This is a genomic window from Paraburkholderia sp. BL21I4N1, assembly GCF_002973525.1.
Classification (GTDB): Bacteria; Pseudomonadota; Gammaproteobacteria; order Burkholderiales; family Burkholderiaceae; genus Paraburkholderia.
In genome coordinates, this window is sequence record NZ_PVEN01000022.1 from 62,869 (window position 1) to 83,929 (window position 21,061).

The window sequence follows — 21,061 nt, forward strand, 5'->3', positions numbered from 1 at the left end:
ATTTACGTCGCCGCCGTGCCTGATGGATTTGAATTGTCGCTAACGGCGGGCGTTGCCGGCGCACTTTCCAGCAGCGCGTCGCTGTCGTCTTTCAGGCCGACGCCCGTGAGACCCAAACGTCTTGCGTGCGTCAGCAGGTAGTGCAACTTGTGCGCGGCGTGCGGGTAGTCTAGTCCTTCGGGACGCACGTTGGAAATGCAGTTGCGCTGCGCGTCGCTGCAACCGACTTTCGGTGCGTAGGTCAGGTAGATACCGAGACTGTCCGGTGAACTCAGTCCGGGTCTCTCGCCGATCAACATGACCACCAGCCGGCTATTGAGCAACTCGCCGATCTCATCGCCGAGCGCGACCCGCGCCTGGCGCGCAATCACGACCGGCCCAATTTTCCAGTCGGTGAGTTTCGCGCACACGGCCTGTAGCAACGGAATGGATTGCTTCGCCGCGGCGAACGCCGACAGCCCGTCGCCGATCACGAACACCACTTCCGGCGAATCGTTCCGCACCTGCGCAAGCGCTGTGCGGCTCTCTTCCGATAAACGTCGCCCCAAATCGGGACGCCGCAAATAATGCTCGCGATCGGGCGCGGCGCTGTGCGCATCTAGCGTCGTGAAGTTCAGCGCGCGCAGCTGTTCGTGCAGCGCCTCGGCATCGAGCGGATGATGCACGGCGTCGCGCGCTTGCGCATGCGACAGATTGAACGCGAGCAGCGGCGCCGTCGGCAAACTGTTGCCCGCGCGGCCCAACGCAATGCGCGCGTTGGTGAACTGGCGCAACGCGTTCCACGGATTCTTTTCGAGGAACTCGCTCATGCGATTCCCATCCAGTCGTTCGCCCCTTCCAGCAGCGGTTGTTGCGGCGATGCGCTCAGCAATGCGCCGCGCGCGTCGGTGATCTGCATCGACTCCAGCCATTCCTCGAATTCCGGCGCGCGACGCAGGCCGAGCACATCGCGCACGTACAGCGCGTCATGGAACGAGGTGCTTTGATAGTTGAGCATCACGTCGTCCGCGCCCGGAATGCCCATGATGAAATTGATGCCCGCCACACCGAGCAGCGTGAGCAGATTGTCCATGTCGTCCTGATCCGCTTCGGCATGGTTCGTGTAGCAGATGTCGCAACCCATCGGCACGCCGAGCAGCTTGCCGCAGAAGTGATCTTCCAGTCCGGCGCGCGTGATCTGTTTACCGTCGTACAGGTACTCCGGTCCGATGAAACCCACCACCGTATTGACCAGGAATGGGTTGAATTTGCGCGCCACGGCATAGGCGCGCACTTCGCAAGTCTGTTGGTCGACGCCGAAATGCGCGTCCGCCGACAATGCGCTGCCTTGCCCCGTTTCAAAGTACATCAGGTTATTGCCGACGGTGCCGCGCCTTAGCGATAGCCCCGCTTCATACGCCTCCTGCAGCAACGTGAGCGAAATACCGAAGCCCGCGTTCGCCTTCTCCGTGCCTGCAATCGATTGAAACACCAGATCGACGGGCGCGCCTTTTTCGATGGCGGCGATCGTGTTGGTGACGTGCGTCAGCACGCAAGATTGCGTCGGCACCTGATAGCGCAGGCGGAAGTCGTCGATCATTAGCAGCAGTTTCGTGATCGCGGCGAGATTGTCGCTGGCCGGATTGATGCCGATCATCGCGTCGCCGCAACCGTACATCAGGCCGTCGAGCATCGAGGCAGCGATGCCTTTGACGTCGTCGGTCGGATGATTCGGTTGCAGGCGCACCGACATGCGGCCCGGTAAGCCCACCGTATTGCGAAAGCGCGTAATCACCGGGCGTTTGCGCGCCGCCGCGATCAGATCCTGATTGCGCATCAGCTTCGAGACCGCCGCGACCATTTCCGGCGTGAGTCCCGCCGTGATGCGGGTGAGCGCGTCGGCGTCGGTCGTGCTGCTCAGCAGCCAGTTGCGAAAATCGCCCACCGTCAGATGCGAGATCTCGGCGAAGGCTTGCGGCGAGTGGTCGTCGATCACGAGACGCGTGACCTCGTCGCTCTCGTACGGAATCAGCGCTTCGTTGAGAAACGTGTTCAGCGGCACCTGCGCGAGCGCCATCTTGGCGGCGACGCGCTCTTCCTCGCTCGCCGCCGCCACGCCCGCGAGCTGGTCGCCGGAGCGCTGCGGACTGGCCTTCGCCATCAAGGTCTTCAGATCGGCAAAGCGATACGTGCGGCTGCCGATCGTTTCGGTGTAGCTCATCGTTACGACTCCCTCGCCGCGGCCTGCGCAGCGGACCGATCCGTCATTCTTCGAGCAGGGCGTCTGACGGCGCCGCTTCGCGTTGATGGCGCGTCAGCAAAAAGTAGACGTAGCCCAGCGCGAGGAAAATGGCGAACACGACCGCCACCAGGAAATTGAAGTAAACCATCGTGGCCAGACAAATGACAGCGGCCACCAGTGCAAACGCCGGAAAGAACGGAAACAGCGGCGCGCGGAACGGGCGCTCCATGTCCGGCTCGGTACGGCGCAGCTTGAACAGCGACAGCATGCTGATGATATACATCACGATAGCGCCAAATACCGACATCGTCACGATGTTCGCGGTCAGCGTCTGGCCGCCGAACTGGATCAGCTCGTCGCTGTAGATCGCCGCTATGCCGACCACGCCGCCCGCCAGGATCGCGCGATGCGGCGTCTTGAAACGCGGATGCACCTTGGCCAGCCATTCCGGCAGATAGCCCGCGCGAGCCAGCGCGAAAATTTGCCGCGAATAACCGAGGATGATGCCGTGAAACGACGCTACCAGCCCAAACAGCCCGAGCCACACGAGCATATGCATCCAGCCGCTGTGTTCGCCGACGATGAACTTCATGGCTTGCGGCAGGGGGTCGTTGATGTTCGCCAGCTTGGTCCAGTCACCGGCCGCACCGGCAAACACCATCACGCCGATGGCGAGCACGACCAGCGTCAGAATGCCCATGATGTAGGCGATCGGAATGGAACGCTTCGGGTTTTTGGCTTCTTCGGCGGCCATCGCGACGCCTTCGATCGCGAGGAAAAACCAGATCGCGAACGGAATCGCCGCGAACATGCCGTGAAACGAACCCATGCTGAAGGTATCCGCGCCCGACCAGCCGCCCTTCGTGAAGTTCGCCCATTCAAACCCGGGCGACACCACCCCCATGAAGACCAGTAGTTCGAAGATCGCGAGCAGGGTCACGCACAGCTCGAACGCCGCGGCGATCTGCACGCCGACGATATTCAACGCCATGAAGACGAGATACGCGCCCATCGCGGCATGTTTCGGCTCGAGCCCGGGAAACTGCACGTGCAGATACGCGCCGATCGCCAGCGCAATGGCCGGCGGCGCAAACACGAATTCGACCAGCGTGGCGGCTCCCGCCAGATAACCGCCAGTCGAGCCGAACGCATGACGCGCGTAGGCGAACGGGCCGCCAGCGTGCGGAATCGACGTGGTGAGTTCGGTGAAACTGAAAATGAAAGTCGTATACATCGCGGCAATGAACACCGCCGTGATGACGAACCCGAGCGTACCGGCGCTTGCCCAGCCGTAACTCCAGCCGAAATATTCGCCGGAGATCACGAGGCCGACCGCAATGCCCCACAGTTGCCACGTGCCGAGCGTCTGCTTCAACTCGTGATGGGTGACTTTGCCGACGTGCTGACTGTTGGATTCTGATTTCATCGGAGCTCCCTGATATGGCCGCTTGCTCGACGCCGCAAGGCTTTGCGGTGCATGGGCGGACAGGTTTCAACCGATGGTAGTGAGCCATTATTCGAGGTGTTATCGAAATTCGGCAAAGTTCTAGGTGGTCGTCTGCGGGCGCTCTCCGCAGGCGAACGGTGAAGTCCGCAGGATTTGGTAAATGGGCTCGTGGTACTTTCATAGGCATTCAACCAGCCCATTTCATTTTTGGCGTCGTTATGAACGAATCAGCCCATCGGGCGCGCTACGAAACCCGGCTCGGCCGCGTGCTCGATCATATTTACGACCACCTCGACGAACCGCTCGATATCGATCGACTCGCGGAAATCGCGTGTTTGTCGCCATATCACTGGCATCGGATTTATCAGGCCATGTATGGCGAGACGGTCGCGACGACGGTGCGACGTTTGCGCCTGCATCGCGCGGGCGGTTTTCTCGCGAACGGTTCAATGCCGATCACCGAGATTGCTGAGCGCGCCGGCTATAGCAGTTTGCAATCTTTCTCGCGCACGTTTCGCGCGGCGTTCGGCGTGCCGCCGGCGCAGTATCGCAAGCAAGGCACGCATAGCCGGTTTCGTCCGGCACTTTCTGGAGACAATCAAATGACCCTGCGCGAAGTCACGATTCGACACGTGGAGCCAATGGATGTGTTGTCGATCGATCATGTAGGACCGTATATGCAGATCGGCAAAGCGTTCGATGCGCTATTCGGCTGGCTGTCGCAACACAATCTGCTAGCCGGAGAGATGCGCATGATCGGGATTTACTACGACGACCCCGGCGTGGTCGACGAAAACGCATTGCGTTCGAAGGCCGGCGTGTTGTTACCGCATCCGGTTCAGGCTTCGGTGACGGTGAGCCCACCGGCTTCGATCGCGCATGTGAAGGGCGGTGAGTACGCGGTGCTGCGGCACCAGGGCCCGTATAGCGATATGCGTGCTGCGTATGAATGGCTGTACGGGACGTGGCTCGTGCAGTCCGGGCGCGAAGCGGCGGATGCACCGGTGTTCGAGGAATATCTGAACAGCCCGAAGGAGACGGCGCCTGCGGATCTGATTACCGAGATCTGTTTACCGCTGGTTTGAGGCGCCGCGATTGCATTGCCGTTGCACTGCTATTGCGTGGCGGTTTGCCGTTGCTTTGCCTGCTTCGTGCTTGCTTGTGCAGCGCGCTTCGCGGCGACCTCTCTGGTTTTTATAGTCTTTGTATATGTATACGTAGTAATAGTTAACAAGCCTCGCATCCCGCTGTGGATAACTTGAAACTTCGTTTACGGATCAACGCGCTGCGGAATCCATAACCCTGCGGAGCGTGAGCGGACAGCCTGGCGGAGCCTGGGAAAACTTTTGGGCGGCACAGCGTCGCGGCATCTTTATCAAGGTTTCGCCCACAACGTGTCCGATGGCTTTTACAAAGGTTGTCCAGAAGGGGCTGTGGATAAGTTGAAGGGTTTTTGGGCGATGCCTCGACGTTGACAAGGCGCGGCCCGCTCGCTTATTGTCGGCTCGCGGGACGGCTGGTCAAGCACGCCTGAGTTCGGGCAGCCTACGTTCCAGGCACCACGGGGCTACCCCGTGGATTAGCATGATCTCCGCAGTTCGTCGCATGAGCGTCACTTGCGCTTTGCGCAACACGGCTCACGCAGCACAAGACGCGTTGACTGGTCGGCCCGCCCCTCTTCTCTATGCCTTCCTCTTACCTGCAGTACGTTGCCAATGCGATTGCCGACGCCATGCTGGCCGGTCCCGCTCAGCCCGCGTCGATCGTCGAGCGGATGACGCTCGCGTTGGGTGCGCCGGCCGACTGGATGAGCGGATTGGCGCGGCGAATTTCGCGACGATTCGGCAAGCGGTGGGATAGCGTCGGTCGTCATGAACTGTCGGCGGTGATTGCCGAACATGCGCTGTTCGTCGCCGCGTGGCAGAGTGAAAACCGTCCGCGCGTGGTGCGTGTGCTGACGCGACCGCCGGTTCAGCGCCAGGCGCCGCCTTGGTTGCACGGCGTCACGTTGCCCCAGTTGCCCACGCTTGCGGATCTGGCCGACTGGCTGGAAGTCGAGCCGGAGGAACTGGACTGGTTCGCGGATCGCTGGCGGGCACCGTCTCACGCCGCGGCAACACCACTGCACCACTATTCGTACAAGGCGATCGAGAAGCGCGACGGTCGATGCCGAATCATCGAAATTCCGAAATCGCGTTTGCGGACTGTGCAGCGGAAGGTGCTGCATGGCTTGCTCGACCGCATTCCGGTACACGATGCGGCGCATGGGTTCCGGCGCGGCAGGAATACGCTGAGCTTCGCTTCGCCTCATGCGGCGAAAGCGGTGGTGATTCGCTTCGATCTGACGGATTTTTTTGCGTCGGTTCATGCCGGTCGCGTTTACTCAGCGTTTCGTGATTTTGGTTATCCATTGGCAGTTGCTCGCTCACTGACCGCGTTGTGTACCAACCGTGTGCCGAGTGGTCGCCTGCTTGAAGCCGACGTGCGTGAGCGGATCGATTGGCTTGAGCGGCAGCGCTACCGGAACCGACATTTGCCGCAAGGCGCGCCGACCTCGCCTGCGTTGGCGAACCTGTGCGCCTATCGACTCGACCTTCGGCTTGCGGGGCTCGCGCGATCCGTCGGTGCGACTTACACGCGCTATGCCGACGATCTCGCCTTTTCCGGCGATGAAGATCTCGCACGAATTGCCGAGCGCTTATCGATCCGCGTTGCAGCGATTGCGATCGAAGAAGGCTTTTCGCTTAACTTCAGGAAGACGCGCTTAATGCGTCGTGGGGCACGGCAACATCTGGCCGGGGTGGTGGTGAATCGCCATCCGAATCTCGCGCGGCCAACGTTCGATACGCTGAAGGCGATTCTCACCAATTGTGTGAGGCATGGGCCGGAGTCGCAGAACCGTGAGGCGCATGCGGATTTTCGGGCGCATCTCGCGGGACGTGTCGCGCATCTGACGATGCTGAATGCGGGGAGAGGTGCGAAATTGATGGCGATATTCGAGCGGATTGTTTGGGAGCGGGGTGAAGATGGGCCGGTAGTGCGTGAACCGAATGCCTGAAATCAGTGGTTGCAAGCTCCTAATCCCGCCGGCCACGCGAGTACTTCCCGACTTGACTACGATAATTAGATGGGTCGCTGGCGTCTAGCTGCTTGCGACGCAGATCATTGTTTCCTCCGGCCTGCTGTCGAGACCTCAGCAAACCGATCTCGCCATCGTCTATGGTAACAAGGTTCATGTGGACGCCAGCACGTCGTCGCGGCTAGCAGCGCGACTTGACGAGGCGCGTCTGTGCTACGAGAAAGGGCCGTGTCGCGAGATCGTGTTGAATGGCGGCATCGACAAACACGGCACCGATGAAGCGCTCGCCATGAAGCGTGATCTCGTCAGCCTGAGAGTTCCTAGCTTTCGTACAATCGAAAACGCATTAAAGCACCATGATTAATGCGACAGCGAAGAGCAGTGGCGAACAAACTAGCTGTCCAAGGAAATACCTTACCGGCGAACGAAGGCTCAAGCGTGGGCCGACTGCTACGCGAACCACCTTGGCCATATGTGTCGATGATTCCTGAACCGAAGTGGGCAGACGGCGCAGAATCGTAAGATGTCGATTCCTCACGGACAACGACTACCCGCGCTACGGCGATATCCACACTCAAAATTCGTCTGTGCGACGGCGAAACGTTGCATTCCGTGCAATCGAGCGTGCCACGAAGAGCATCGATTCCCGTGTATGTTCGCCGCTTCTTTCAGCATCGCGCCAACGCTCCTGCTCCTTATGCTTTGCAGCATGGAGGTACTCGTCCTTCAGCGCGTCGTCGGCTTGATTTTCCAAGATGAGGACCGGGCCGGAAAGGCGGGTGGATCTACGTCAATGATGCGACACTATCTTCGTCTAGTAGGTCGAGGTGCGTGTCGAACGAGCGCTGTGCTGACCCGGCGATCATGCTAGATGCTCCGATATCTAGTGTCCGCGTACAAGAAACACTACGGGAGGCAATATAGACAGCAAGATGAATGCGAGTAGGCGTAACCGCAGATCGATGCTTCCTACATGGCGTAGAAATCCGTCATCCTCGTTTGTTGATCGCATCAAGCTTGCGAAGCACCAAAGTGAAAAATTGAGCACGAACAGTTCGAGCATAAGTAGAGCGATGCCGGTGCCAGTGAGCCAAGCCGTCCACAACTCGAGTTTTGACAGTGAAGACGGCAGCTGAGCTCCAATTTTTCCGATCAAAAGGCCGATGGCTAAACCACCCATCCCGTAAGTGTTGATCAAAACTTGATATGCCCCGGTAGCAATAAATTTGATCTTCGGGAACAGCACTGCTAGACCGAAAAGTACTAAACCGAGCATACCCACCACGTTCCATATATGTGGACCTATTCCATCAGAAATAGCGGCTTCCAGATAACTAGCGGGTAGTTGGTTTTTGAAGCGTATGATAAACAACACGGCGACCGTAGCCGGTGCCGCCCACCAAAATGCAACCCTCAATCCCTCTATCGGTACGATTGCGGCCCAAAAAAATGAGCGGTTGAACGGGGCCAATTGAGCCTTGAGGTACGAGCGAGCGTTAGATAGCTGGTGCGTGAAGTTTTGCATGCGACGTATGAGAGTTGAGAGCAGCCGTAAAGATCCATCGTATAAGGTTTGAATCGCACCGGGAATCGTGGAGGCCCGCTGGTTTAAGTTAATGCGGGCACGTCAACGATGCTTCTTAGTTGCTCATGGTAGTTTGCCTCAGCTTCAGCGGGCGGGATATAGCTCAGCGGCTCCATCAATCGATGATGGTTGTACCAGGTCACCCATTCCAACGTGGCAAGCTCGACGGATTCCCGCGTTTTCCATGGGGCACGCCGATGAATCAGTTCCGTCTTGTACAGGCCGTTGATCGTTTCAGCCAGCGCGTTGTCGTACTTGTCGCCACGACTGCCGACCGCAGGCTCGATGCCAGCTTCGACCAAACGTTCGCTGTAGCGAATGCTGACCGTATTGGGAACCCTTGGTCGGAATGGTGTATCAACGTCCCGTCCTCGCCTGGTTGCCGCGCATACAGCGCCTGTTCAAGTGCATCCAGAACGAAGTCTGTGGTCATCTACGAAATGACTCGCCAGCCAACGATACGGCGAGCGAACACGTCGATCACGAACGCCACGTAAACCAGCCTTGCCACGTTGAAACGTACGTGAAGTCCGACACTCAGAGCTGATTCGGTCGCTGCGCCTCGAATTGCCGGTTGACCCGGTCCAGCGGGCGCGGTGCGCTCCTGTCGGCAATCGTGGTGCGAATCCGCTTGCCGCGAACTGCGCCACGCAGACCTTGCAGTTTCATTAGTCGACCCACGGTGCAGCGTGCAACCGCAATGCCCTCCCGGTTCATCTGCTTCTAGACCTTCGGCACGCCATAGACCTGCATGTTGGCCTGTCAGACACGACTGATCTCGGGTTGCAGAATCTCATCGCGTTTCGCGCGGGCACAGAGTCTGGACGGATCGAGAAGCTGTGCTGCATGACGTCGGCAGCCCGACGGGGCAATCCGCAAGACCTTGCAGATCGGCTCAACCCCGAAGGTGGCGCGATGCTGATCGACAAAGGCCTTCAGGACTTGAAACGGCGGTCGAGCTCCGCCTTGGCGAAAAACGCGCTTGCGACCTTGAGAATCTCGTTGGGACGACGCAACAGTCCCAACAGATGCCCGCCGCGGCACCTCGAGTAGAAGGCCCCGTTCCCCTAATCGGCCACAAACACTGGCTTGCGATGTTCCCTCTCCAGCTTTCTCGGTAAGCTGACCATCACGAGATAGATGCGAACGAGCAGACCAACAAACCAAAGCGACACTGGCATACCCAGCACCGCCAAGGCGAACAGCACGCCGTCCGGCCCAAAGTTTGACGACAGTAGCCGATCCAGTATCAGATAGAACGGAGCGATACCGAAGACGATATAAGAATAGATTTTTGGAAACGGCGAACGCTCTTTATTGAGCCGCTCGAACTGTGCCATTCCGGCTTGGGTTCGATAACGAAAGTCAGATGCGTTCTCTTCAAAGGCCCGTTTGACGAAAGAGGTTTTCGTGATCGTATGCATCACCATTTGCCTCGACATGACGACCCAGTACAGCGTCAACGCAATCCCGCCCAGAAGGCCCGGCCAACGCAAAACGGATGACATCGGTGCAAACACGAAATAGTAGAAGTAGGCAAATATGCCAAAGAAGAAATACATGGAAATTGTCGCAATCGATAATATCAGACCGCATACCCACAGCAGGTTCGAACGGCGGTACATCATCGAGACGGTCAACGGTAAGAAGAGGCAAACCAGCGTAACCAGTAGTCCGATTTTCCACGGCCATCCGGATACCGCAAAATCGTCAGCATATGCGGCGTACGAAACACCGGTGCCGAGCAAAGGCAGCAACAGGTTCACCGGTGTGGCCCTCTTCGTCATCTCCCAGATCAAATCTTTCGGTTCTACCGGCAACTTCGTTGTCGATGTTAATGTCCGCATCGAAGGTCACTTTCCCGTAGATACACCGAAACGGCATGTACTTCACCCGATAGGCATCGTGGTCCTTGTGTACCCGCTGTTCCAGGTACGTGACCGACACATGTTCTGTAGACTTGCCCCACTCTATACCTATTCAATCAGGACAACGGGCTTGCCCTGCAAACGCTCAAGCGTCAATGGCAAATGAACCATAACCAGGTATTGCCTTACCAGCAGTCCGGCGACCCAAAGTGAGACAGGAAACATGATGACGGCTCCCACGAACAGAGCGCCATGTGATCCGAAGTATGGGGAGAGAATGCGGCCTAACACCAGCGAAAATGGTGCGACAAGCATGACAAGCCACATATGTAGCTTGCCCGAAGGACTTCTTGCCTTGATGAACGCCTCAAGCTTCGCCATATTTGCGAGTTTGTAGTGAAGTGCGTCGCCCACGTCTTCAAACGACTGTCCGACGAACTTCGAAGTTGCGAGTGCCTGGCGCACATCCCGTCCGGTCAACGTCATCCAGTACGCAGTCAACGCCAAACCGCCCCCAACACCTATCACATGAAAAATCACGGGCATCGGCGCGAACAAGAAATAGAAATAGTAGAAGGTCACCCCAAACGTGAAATAGACCGACCCAGTAGCGAAGATTCCGGCCAGACCCGCGGAACGCAGGCGAGATGCTCCCTTATCAGCAAGACCGAACACAACCGGAAATACGATGCAAACAACAAGCATCGCCACCGCCAGTTGTCCCGGCATGAACGATGTTTTGAAAACGCGGCCGTAGAAAAAAAAGGTGATTGCTGCACAGAAGACGTTCAATACGATCGAGATTGGAACAGACCGGAAGATTAGCTTCCAGACTTCACTGCGCATTTTGGGCGACGTCATATTCAGGGCACAAACATCATAGGATAGCCATCGTAATCTTTCGGGTAGTGTTCTTCAAGGTAACTTGCCGCGCTTCTCAGCGCTCCCGCCAGCCGCTTCGTTATGTGAAATTCGTTATCAGCCATGTTGACGAAATACCCGATGACAATCGTCACTCCGACGGTCGCGGCGGCAATGGCCCACACTGGTGCCGTCGCGATCGCACCCGTAACAAGCAGTGCCGTGGTGGCAAGTCCAACTACGGCGGTGGCTACTGCAGCCGTTAGGCCCGCCGCGATGAGATCGACGCCGATTTTGGTGAAGAGGTCGAAGAAGTCCTTTGTTGGGCGTCCATCCGGGCCCCTCTGCTCGTAGTCGTGATACCACTCTGCCGTATCTAGCACAATGGTGAAAACTAACGCCAAGCCCCCCGCCTTTTTGAAGGCTCCTTTCGTTGCCTCCCAGGAAGCTGCAGTCGCCGACTCGAGCGTACCGGTGCCTGCCGTGATCGCAAGAATCTTGGAGCTTTTTGCACCGTATCGCGTCCCTGTAATCACTTTCCTTAAAGCGCTGTTGCCCTTGAATGCGACGTAGGTCTTCACGCCGGCTTTCGGATGGGTCATCTTGATCAGCCTGAAACTTCGGTTCCAGAGGTCCCGCAACTCGCCAAAGTTATCCTTCGCGAACGCCGTACCACCGGCTAACTGACCGATCAACCAGTTGCGCGTGGCCACCTTGTTTGTATCGATTGCGGTATCTTCGCCCCCGCTCCCCAATGCATGCCAAACTTCAGCGGGCGCCGTGGACAGTTCCACCTCGAATACATGAACGACCGTCTCCTCTTCCCCGTGTCCTGGCGCGGCGACAGGCGAGTTCGCGCTAGCCTGAGTTGGAGAACTCGGCGGAGTTAGCTTCAGGGGTAGCAGTGGATTCCACCATGTACCGTCAACGCCAGCCGGATTAGCGCTACTACAGATAAGCGGAGCACTCTGGCCGAACATGCTCCCGGCCGTCTGCGACGTCGCAAACGGAGTAGAGGCGGTGTGTCCCGCGGCAGCGCTCGGATGCGACCCCAGTGTCAGAATAATCGGCGCAGGCTTTGCCTTCGGATCCGAACTGCCCTCCACAAGGTTCAGACCAGCCATCGAATAACGCTGCAGGACAATGCCGTTCAGTTTGAGCAGTAGGTGACCCTTGAAATCCCTGCTAATCCAGATGTGATAACGCTGACCGTCCTGGAACTGTCCCTGCTTGACGCGCTTTTTCTTGACCACGTCGTAAATCCAGTCCTCACTTGCTTCGACGGTATAGGTTGCACCCTTTTTCACCTGAATATCGAAGATCACGTCGCGGTGCTTGCGTAGCAGAACGGTGATATCAGTCTCGGCCCAGCATTCGACCGGTTCACCCGGTAAATCGATGCACACGGTATGTTGGATCAGGGGACGGTCGCCCATTGTTATTCTCCACTTCGCTTGATTTGGTCTGCCACGAACTTGCCGAAATCGATGCCCTTCAGTTCGCCTTTGCCCTCACCATCGAGAACGACGTTATGCAGCGCACCATCCTCCGACGCCAGCTTGATCGGTTCACCTTCGGGCACTTTGCCCTCCGCATCCATGTAGCGGATGCGCATGTCGGCTTTCTTGCCTTCCGCGTTGTAAGTTCGATCGAGACTCGTCGGGCCGCTGAAAGCATGCTGGGCTCCTTTGATGTCAATCTTTCCCGGCGCATGAATCTCGATGTTGCCGCCGGAAATGCGCACGTATGCGCCACCCGACGTGAGAAGAATTTCCTGCTTGGCAGCCGCATCGATTTTCTCGGTCGCGGAGAGCAACTTCAGCGACTTCTGGGCGGTGATTTCAAGGTTATCGCCTTGCGCCTGGATTTCGACTTTTCCTTTCGCCGCGAAAAGCTTCATACCCGCGTTCTGTGCGAACAGGCTGATCTTTTCGGCAACGCTCACGAGCAGCGACTTGCCGGTTGCGATGTGGGTGCTCTGGCCGCTGACGAGGTTGACATGCTCGGTCGCGGCGACGTGTGCTGACCGTTGCGTCGACATCCCGATGCCCGATGGCGTCGCGAACAGCATGATCGGCTCCTTGAATCCGTTGGCATTGCCAGTGCCACCGCCTGCGGTATTGCCACCGCTACCTGTTGCGCCCGCTACGCTGCTCTGTGTCGCATCGGTAAAAGTTTTGAGCGAGTCGTGACCGTCTTTCAGGGTTTCTGCCTGATGGGTTTCGCTTGCCTGGCTTAGCGCTTCGATCACGCTTTCCGAATTGGCCAACTGATTACTCGCGTCTCGGACGTCGAGAGGCTGGCTTGATGTCCCAGTCGTTGGATGCGTCGACACATACAAGCCTTGTCCCGCCCGGACCGCACCATATGCATCGGACTTCAGATCGAAACCGGTCCCGAGATAGGCGCCGCGCGAGTTGCCTGTTTGCGCGATCAGATATCCAAGATGCAGTTGGGAGTCTGCGCTGCTGCTGTACATCTGCAAGCGGCTCTGGCCGGTGGCATCGTCCATCACCATCTGGTTGTAGCCGCTGCCCTGGTACTCCTTCGACTTGTAGCCCGACAGGATGCCGTTCGAATGCCAGTCCGGCTTCTTGGCACCGTTGTACACGCGACCGGTGACGATCGGCTTGTCGCAGTCGTTATCGAGGAACGACACGATCACTTCTTCGCCGACGCGCGGTACGTGCACCGCGCCATAGCTACCGCCAGTGTCGGACTGCGCGACCCGCATCCAGCATGACGCGTTTTCATCGCCGTCGTTGAGACGATCCCAGTGCATCAGGACTTTGATGCGGTTCAGCGGGTCCGTGTACACCTCTTCATTCGCCGGACCGACAACGGTCGCGGTTTGCATCGACATTTCGGGCTTGTGATGCTCGAACGGACTGCGGAACGGGATGGTTTTGCGTTGCGCCTCGACGGCGGCCATGAAGAAGCCTTCGCTGCCGTCGCTGGCTTTGACGGTCAGCGCGGCGTCCGCGCTGTGTGCGGCACGCGCTGCGGCGACCGCGCCTTTCAGGCTGTGCGGGAAGTCTGTCGTCCCGCCTGAAACGGGCAGGTTGTTCTCGATGACCCAGTCGAGCGCAATGACCGCGAACTGGCGCTCCTGTTCGCTGCCCGTGCTGTGGTCGGGGTGATCCTGCAGTTCGAACCAGCGGCCCGCGTCAATGCGGCGTACTGCGCCCACGCCGTGGAAGCGCTTTGCGCGCGATTCCCATTCTTCCATTCGGACCCTGGCGAGCTGGTCGCCACGGTCCTGCTTGCCGTAGGTGTAGGCGCCGGTGTACTCGTACACCTCGGCCTGCTGCGGCAGCTCGCCCTGTGTGGCGAGCGTCGGGATCGTCGTGCTCTTGGGATTGGCCGGTGCCGACGGAGCCTTGTAGTCGAACGTGCGGGTCGTGAGCGTCGTGCTCTGTAGCGTGCGCGTGCCGCTCCATTGCACGAAGGCGTCGGTTTCGCTGTTCGTGCCTGAGCGGTAAAAGTCGACCGCCTGCGGCGAGAGTGCCGGGAGGCTGCCGATGTCGTCCGTGATGACCAGCGTGTGCGATTTACCATCCGTGGCCTGCTCGAAATAACCGAACAGGCCTTCGGTTTCCATCAGCCGGTGACAGAAAGTCCAGTCGTCCTCGTATTGCACGCAGAATGAACGCTGCGGTAGGGTATTTCGTAAAGCAAAGCGGAATGCACCCTGCGCCTGGGGGTGCATATTGAATACGTCGGTGATGATTTCATCGGCCGGTTTATCCTGCCAGATTCGTGCATCTTTTCTGAAACGCAGGAAATGCATCCACGACACAAACCCGATCTGATAACTGGTCAGCGCGCTGTCCGAGCCCAGACGGCGCGCTGTATGGACATAACCGTGATGCGGGGCGTACGACTGGTCGGCTTGCTGGATCCACAGCGTGACGGGCTGGGCAATCAGCTTCTTGAGTTCGATATTGTCGTTGGTGGAAACGGTGTCCAGCGTGAATTCGTAATCACGGCCCAGACGTGAATGGCCCACCAGTCTTTGCGGCAACAGGACATTTGCGCCCAATGGCGTGTCCAGTTTCAGCAGACGGTCACTTTGCAGCAATCCGCCTTTTATCGCCGCAATTAAGTCCTGTGCCCCCATACCGCCTCTTATTTATGCAATTGCGCCCCCGCGCTGTCGCGCAATAATACAAACAATCAGACGTTTACAGCAATCGATTCAATAGAAATAAATGTTAAATCGGAATTTATTTCGAGTGTTGGCTTGGTGATTTTAGAATCGGTAAAAAAAGCATCCCGGGGCTTTCGTGGCTTATCGAGGGTTACGCGTCCGTGGACATCATCTGCTGCGACGCCACTAATCGAGGCGGCGGATGGCAACCGCAAATACAGAGATCGTCGTTTAATGCGGCATGCCTTCCGTCCGGTGCTGTCATCACCTGGCGCGGGCCGTCGCATTGAATTTTCCCTGTTGTGTTGCATGCTGGACACGCGACGGGATCCCCTTCGTGGGCGACGTCTTTATCGCTCAATTGAATGGACGTCGGCACGGCCTGGACGGTGCCGTTGGCTGTCGTCTTGTCGCCGTTTAGAATTAGATATCGTTTCATGAGGTATCTCGGGAGTGACGAAGTTGCTCAGACTTCGACGCCGTTTCTGATTAGAAGATCGTGCAAACACACCGAGCAAACGGCTGTGGACTTCGCCATTAACGTTTCTCGGAACCGCGCGTCGTCTAGTCGGAGCGCTGAAGAAGTTAGATCGAGTTCGGGACCCAGCACGTTACGCAAAAAATCGGCATCAAACCAGAACACGCTTTCACGCTCGCTGGATACGAGGACGGTTTTGATCAATCGACTGCTCGGCCTCGCTTCTCGCGAATCGATTGCTCTCGATATCTGCGGAGATGTTGTTTTCTTAAACACAACCCCGTGTATAGGGCAGACAACATCTCTTTCCGGCACATTGGCGTCTTTGGCGACCATCGCGGTGTCGAATGCGCTTTCCAGTGACGTAGGGGCGGCCGGTTCTTCACCGGAACGCACCAATAATTCGTCCATGCAACGCGCGCACACGTGAACCAGCGACCTCTCGATTGCCGCCATGGTTGGAAAGTCTTTTAGATGCGCGATTTTCCCCACGTAAGTGATCAGATGCGCATGGTCCGCAAGTTCGTTGCGATCCATCCATATCTCTCTGCTTCTCTTCGGTCGATCAAATGACACTCTGACGAGTTGGTCAGCCTCAAACTGGCCCCTCGCGCTGATGCGGGCAGCGATGTTCGGTGAGGCCAAAGCATTGGCCTGAAGACCATGGCGGGGGCAAAGCACGCGGGACATCATTTCTGGATACCTCGACGAGAATCTATCGTGCGCGCGGGCCCAAACCCGCTTTAGTCAGGAAAGCCCAAGCTCGATGACCCGTGGACGGTGCCTGAACGCCGCCAGCGTTGAGTACGTCCGTGACATGGGTCATACAACTATTGTTGGCGACATCATAAGCGCCATCACCGTCCTCGTCCCTGATCTTGCCGCGCTGAAACTTCTGCGCGGCATCGACATCGGGCATGTCGAATGTGGCGGTGTTGGCCGGTTCTCGATTGTCCAGCGCACTCACCTTGGCAATTCCGGTTTGAGTGTAGTCGGGCGACACCTCCTGTTCGGTATGCAGACTACCCGTTCCGGAGACTGTTTTGACGCTATAGTGGCCGGTTGATTCATCAGTTTTATACCAGTAGATCGTGCACTTTCCCCTTGCCAACCCCAACGGATCGACATACAAAATCGGGTTCGGCGCATATTGATACACATTCATGCCGCCCAGCAATCCGATCGGATCCTGGCTGAGAAACCGGCCATGCTGAGCATCGTAGTACCGGAAACGGTTATACGCATAGCCCGTCTCCTCATCCCACTGCTGCCCCTGAAAGCGGATTGGATTATGAGGTGCAATCTTTGCGACCTCCGAAACGCGCGCATTCACTTCGCGCGCCTCACCCCAAACTTTGTACTTCGCACCCCACACCACTTCGCCTGACTCATCGGTCAACAGTTGCGGCGTGCCGATCTGATCGCAGTGGTAGAAGAAAACGTGCACAGCAGCCGACGTTGCAAGCGGCGATCGCTGCAGCGGATCATCTTCAGGCGCGTACCTGTCGGTCGACGTCCATTGCGGAGTTTGAATCCCGACGACCGGATCTGCTATGTACTGCGCGATCGGTACGGTCGAGTCCTTCTCATACAGGTAATGGATGCTGGACTCGTCAGTCGTTTCGAAAGCCAGCGCGTCGCCGTCCCAGCCGAAGACAGTGCGAACGCCGTCGACTTCCTTACCGATGCGCCGCCCCAGCGCGTCGTAGAAATAGCGTGCATGGTGCTGACGGGTTGCCTCGTCGACCGTCGCCGTTTCGAGTCGGTTGAACTCGTCCCATGTGTAGCGTTGACGACCCGTCGAAGACTGCTTTGCAACCAGATTGCCCCGCGCGTCGTATTCGAATCGCGTGCCCGCGTAATTCGTTAGCAGATTGCCCAGCACGCGAGATACCTGCTCAGGCATAGTAGTCTGCGGCATGCTGTCTGCGCGCGTGCTCTCGGCGGTGCTGAAGTCGATCAGATTGCTGGCGGGATCGTAAGCGAACCGTTCGCGATCCAGCGGCCCCGCAGCTTCTATCAACCGACCGACCGGATCATATCGATAGGTTGTGATGCCCTGCCGACTGTCTTCGACCTGCAGGAGTTGCCCACTGCCATCGTAACGGTAGCTGCGCGCAGCCACCGCCGCCGGCGCTCCAATTCGCTTCAACGACTGCGCTGCAATGCGTCCTGTCGGCTCGTACTGGATCAGTTGCTCAATGCGATTCGATAATGTCCGTTGGGTCTCGCGGTGCAAATCGTCCCGTTCAAACTGGATCAGCTCCCGGTCGTCGAGCATCATGCCGTGTACGTGACCGGATCCATACGTCAGCCAGTCCACCACGTGGCCATCCGGACGCACTGTTCTGATACGTGTGCCGATCTCGTCATAATCATGACGCCATACATAGCTGCGCTCTTCGCCGAACAATCGATAAGCGTGGTGCTCGCGCACCAGATTGCCGACGGCATCGAAGAAGAGTTGCACGCGGCTGTGGCTGTTCTGCGCATCGATTAAACGGCCGCTACTATCGTACGCGAGGCGTTCTTCCGCAGCCTCTGTTGCACGTGAGAGGAGCCGGCCGCCTCTGTCATACGCAACCCGTGTAGCGGCACCCGCTTCCCGGATGGACTTGAGCTTGCCGTCCATCTGATTGTAGTCGTAGCTCGTGATCTTGCCGTCGAATCCAACTGTTTCAGTCATCCGGCCGATGGGATCGTGGCTGAACCGATAGGTCGCCTGGTTTGGGTCCGTCAGCGCAATCAGCCGTCCAACCGGATCATGGCGGTACGTGACGAGTCGTCCCGCCGCGTCGCTTCGATGTGCAATTCGGCCCGCCGCGTCATAGGAAAATCGTGTCGTGCGATCAAGTGGGTCGGTGTGCGTGAGGAGACGACCCTCGGCGTCGAAAACAAACTTCTCGATGCCGGCAGGCGTCTGCATGGCGGTCAGGCCACCGTTGTCGCCGTAGCGATAAGTCGTCGTCCGCCCAATCGGATCTTTGCTTTCAAGCAGACGACCCGTGTCGTCATAGCGCCACTGCGTCTTCTTGCCGGAACAATCGGTGTAGCTTTCGATCTGTCCGTTCAGGCCATAGGTGAGAACCTTCGAACCACCTTTCGCATCGGTGATTGTCTCGGGTAAGCCTTGCTTGTTGTAGCTATACGCTGTCTGGTGACCCAACGGGTCGATCTGTGTGATGACATGACCCGCGTCGTCATATTCACGCTGCCAACGGTGACCGTGTGCGTCGACAATCGACGTGATCTGGTCCTTCGCGTCGTATTCCATGTGTACGACGCTGCCGTCCGCTCGCCGCTGCTCGAGCGGATTGCCGCGGTCGTCATAACTGAATTGATCGACACCGCCGTCAGGGTAGGTGTGCTGCGTCAGATTATGGCTGACATCGCGGTAAAACCATTCTTCTCCGTTGTCAGGATGAATGATCCGGTACGTGTAGCCGTTGATGTCAAAATAGTGACGGGAGACATGGCCAAGTGCATCGGTGACGGATACCAGACGGATATCCGGATGCCAGGAAAGGCGGATTTCATCGCTGCCGTCATCGGCGTATTCGCGGACACATTTCGCCTTCGGCTCGACACCGCTCCATTCGAGATTGATGCCGCGGCCGGTTCGGTCGGTATAGCGCGTGACGAGATGATGCTGGTACGTATACTCGCGCCGGTTGCCGTAGCGGTCGGTCGCGGTGACAAGATCGCCGTGTTCGTCGTAGACGTAGCGCGCAAGCTGACCGACGTATTCACCTTCAGGGTCGAAATAATTCGCTTCGATCAGACGTCCACGCGCATCGTGCGAGAAGGCGACTATCGCCTGTTCCGAGACGACACGCGTGAGACGATGTTCGGCATCGTAGTCGAGCGTGATCTGGCCGCCCGAACGACGTTTAACGAACGCCAGCCGGAACGCGTTGCCACGTTTCTCGTACGCTTCAAGCACCTCATGGCCACGCGTCAACGTCAGCCATTGCTCGTCGAGTCGCGCGAGCGTGATGTTTTCGTTCAGATCCTCGTGCGTTGCACCCGCACCAAGCAACGGATAGTCGAGACTGCGCCCAGTCGGATCGTGATAAACAAGTTTTGCTTCGTGAATATCAACTCGAGTCGTGTAGGGCGTAATCCAGCGCGCGCCGAGTTCGCTCCGATCGTATGCATCGAGGAAGGAACGGTAGGTCCGGCGCCAGACGATCGGAACTGCACCAGGCAGAATAAAATCTTCGTGATCGATACGCTCGTCGCCAAGTGCATAACCCACGGAATGTTTGCCGTTACTGACTTTCGGGCAATTCTTGCAATCGTTCGGGCCCGGATGCTGTGCATTTGCCTGAGAGCTGACCGTCTCCAACTGACCATCGGCTCGTCGACGTTCCGCGCTCGACTTGCCGGCTTCCTTGATACCCACGCGCTGGGCGTTCCGATGTGTCTGCTTTGCTCGCCATACGGCGACAGACTGGCTTAGCGCGTTCAGCAACCACATCAGGCCACCGACATCCGAACTGTTCAGTCCTTTGATTTTCTGGGTGACGAACGGAATCGCGTGACGCGCATCCACCGCCATCTGCTGCAGCCGTCCTTTTGTCGACGGTGAGACTTCGTTTGCTACGCGAGTCGCCAGATTGGCCGCGTCCTTAACGAAAACTTTCGTTCCGTCCTTCAGGTACGACCAGATGCTATCGGCGACTTTGCGCGCGTCGTGAGCCGCGAATCCTGCACTGGCCTGCTGCATATGCAAGTCTGCAGCGTGGAGGTTACCCGTGGTATCGAACAGGCGACCCGATGCCGCGCCCTCGAAAATTTGAGCCAGCCCTTCCAACAGTTGGCGCGCGTGATCGGCACAAGCATCCAGCAATTCCGCGAGCTTGGCCTGAACTTCCTTGACGAACGCATCGATCTCGCCAGCGAACTTGGTACTAAGATGCGCGACGAGAACGGAGATGATCGCGTCGGAGATCATCTGGCCACCGGCTTCCGCGATCGACCTGCCGCTCTTCATCAATTCCTCACGAGCGAGCTTGAGCATCGGGCGGGCGCCCATGCGGAATTCGCCCATGACCGGCGGCAACGGAATCACGCCGATCAGATCTATACCCAGATTCAGATAGTCGAATAGGTCTCGTGCTTCTACCTCGATCAGCCGCTTGATATCCATCACGACGTCGATCGCCGAGAGGATGTTCGACACGACAGGCACCGCGTTGGCGAGTTGCTCGACGCGTTCGAGCGTGATGTAGCCGTCACTGGCACTTTTCAGCCACGCGTCGAATTGTTCGAGCGCAGATCCCGCATCCTCTTTGACGATGGTGACAAGCGGGGCGATGGCCACTTCGGTTTTGACGACGCCGGTAGTCGGGGCGGAGGCTGCGCTCATA

At 57.9% G+C, this 21,061-nt stretch carries 15 protein-coding genes, 1 pseudogene and 1 other annotated feature; of the genes and pseudogenes, 3 read left to right on the forward strand and 13 right to left on the reverse strand.

Translation table 11 applies throughout. The features are described 5' to 3' along the window. Nucleotides 1–2: 2 nt before the first annotated feature. The 3 genes from eutC to eat are packed head-to-tail and all read right to left on the reverse strand — an operon-like array spanning nucleotide 3 to nucleotide 3,647. Nucleotides 3–809, reverse strand: a complete 807-nt coding sequence (gene eutC / locus B0G83_RS34015) for an ethanolamine ammonia-lyase subunit EutC (RefSeq protein WP_105511702.1) — start codon at nucleotides 807–809, stop codon at nucleotides 3–5. After that, the gene (locus tag B0G83_RS34020) at nucleotides 806–2,200 is read right to left on the reverse strand and encodes an ethanolamine ammonia-lyase subunit EutB (protein ID WP_105511703.1); all 1,395 of its coding nucleotides are present in this window, start codon (nucleotides 2,198–2,200) and stop codon (nucleotides 806–808) included. Before B0G83_RS34020 ends, eutC begins: the two co-directional genes overlap by 4 nt. Nucleotides 2,201–2,243: 43 nt before the next feature. Then, nucleotides 2,244–3,647, reverse strand: a complete 1,404-nt coding sequence (gene eat, locus B0G83_RS34025; RefSeq protein ID WP_105511704.1) for an ethanolamine permease — start codon at nucleotides 3,645–3,647, stop codon at nucleotides 2,244–2,246. 239 nt (nucleotides 3,648–3,886) lie between these two features. Between eat and B0G83_RS34030 the strand changes: the two genes are divergently transcribed. The 3 genes from B0G83_RS34030 to B0G83_RS39630 all read left to right on the forward strand — a co-directional run bounded on the left by B0G83_RS34030 (nucleotide 3,887) and on the right by B0G83_RS39630 (nucleotide 7,111). Further along, the gene (locus B0G83_RS34030; RefSeq protein WP_105511705.1) at nucleotides 3,887–4,753 is read left to right on the forward strand and encodes a GyrI-like domain-containing protein; all 867 of its coding nucleotides are present in this window, start codon (nucleotides 3,887–3,889) and stop codon (nucleotides 4,751–4,753) included. A gap of 599 nt (nucleotides 4,754–5,352) precedes the next feature. Next, nucleotides 5,353–6,726, forward strand: coding sequence for a reverse transcriptase family protein (locus B0G83_RS34035; RefSeq protein WP_105511706.1), 1,374 nt, complete (start codon nucleotides 5,353–5,355; stop codon nucleotides 6,724–6,726). A 154-nt stretch (nucleotides 6,727–6,880) separates the two neighbouring features. Continuing rightward, entirely contained in the window at nucleotides 6,881–7,111 is a 231-nt protein-coding gene (locus B0G83_RS39630; protein ID WP_374954965.1) for an ElyC/SanA/YdcF family protein, read from the forward strand. Nucleotides 7,112–7,321: 210 nt separating this feature from the next. On the opposite strand, the gene B0G83_RS34045 is transcribed toward B0G83_RS39630, so the two are convergent. The 10 genes and pseudogenes from B0G83_RS34045 to B0G83_RS34090 all read right to left on the reverse strand — a co-directional run bounded on the left by B0G83_RS34045 (nucleotide 7,322) and on the right by B0G83_RS34090 (nucleotide 21,060). Next, nucleotides 7,322–7,501 carry a hypothetical protein gene (locus tag B0G83_RS34045; protein ID WP_105511708.1) on the reverse strand — a complete coding sequence of 60 codons (180 nt, stop codon included), beginning with the start codon at nucleotides 7,499–7,501 and terminating at the stop codon, nucleotides 7,322–7,324. Nucleotides 7,502–7,630: 129 nt separating this feature from the next. Next, nucleotides 7,631–8,272, reverse strand: coding sequence for a hypothetical protein (locus tag B0G83_RS34050; RefSeq protein ID WP_105511709.1), 642 nt, complete (start codon nucleotides 8,270–8,272; stop codon nucleotides 7,631–7,633). A gap of 83 nt (nucleotides 8,273–8,355) precedes the next feature. Then, a pseudogene (locus tag B0G83_RS34055) lies at nucleotides 8,356–9,348 on the reverse strand (IS3 family transposase); the annotation flags it as partial. Beyond that, nucleotides 9,197–9,313, reverse strand: a sequence feature (AL1L pseudoknot). (Overlaps the previous pseudogene by 117 nt.) A 51-nt stretch (nucleotides 9,349–9,399) precedes the next feature. Then, the gene (locus tag B0G83_RS34060) at nucleotides 9,400–10,119 is read right to left on the reverse strand and encodes a hypothetical protein (RefSeq protein ID WP_258168442.1); all 720 of its coding nucleotides are present in this window, start codon (nucleotides 10,117–10,119) and stop codon (nucleotides 9,400–9,402) included. Nucleotides 10,120–10,308: 189 nt separating this feature from the next. After that, nucleotides 10,309–11,061, reverse strand: coding sequence for a hypothetical protein (locus tag B0G83_RS34065; RefSeq protein WP_105511711.1), 753 nt, complete (start codon nucleotides 11,059–11,061; stop codon nucleotides 10,309–10,311). 2 nt (nucleotides 11,062–11,063) lie between these two features. After that, nucleotides 11,064–12,497, reverse strand: a complete 1,434-nt coding sequence (locus B0G83_RS34070; protein WP_105511712.1) for a hypothetical protein — start codon at nucleotides 12,495–12,497, stop codon at nucleotides 11,064–11,066. A 2-nt stretch (nucleotides 12,498–12,499) separates the two neighbouring features. After that, a complete protein-coding gene (locus tag B0G83_RS34075; protein WP_105511713.1) occupies nucleotides 12,500–15,181 on the reverse strand; it encodes a type VI secretion system Vgr family protein in 2,682 nt (893 codons plus the stop codon). Nucleotides 15,182–15,362: 181 nt separating this feature from the next. Beyond that, nucleotides 15,363–15,650, reverse strand: coding sequence for a PAAR domain-containing protein (locus tag B0G83_RS34080; protein WP_105511714.1), 288 nt, complete (start codon nucleotides 15,648–15,650; stop codon nucleotides 15,363–15,365). A 27-nt stretch (nucleotides 15,651–15,677) separates the two neighbouring features. Continuing rightward, on the reverse strand, nucleotides 15,678–16,226 hold the full coding sequence (locus B0G83_RS34085; protein WP_105511715.1) for a hypothetical protein: 549 nt from the start codon (nucleotides 16,224–16,226) through the stop codon (nucleotides 15,678–15,680). A gap of 178 nt (nucleotides 16,227–16,404) precedes the next feature. After that, a complete protein-coding gene (locus B0G83_RS34090; RefSeq protein ID WP_105511716.1) occupies nucleotides 16,405–21,060 on the reverse strand; it encodes an RHS repeat-associated core domain-containing protein in 4,656 nt (1,551 codons plus the stop codon). Nucleotide 21,061 lies beyond the last annotated feature (1 nt).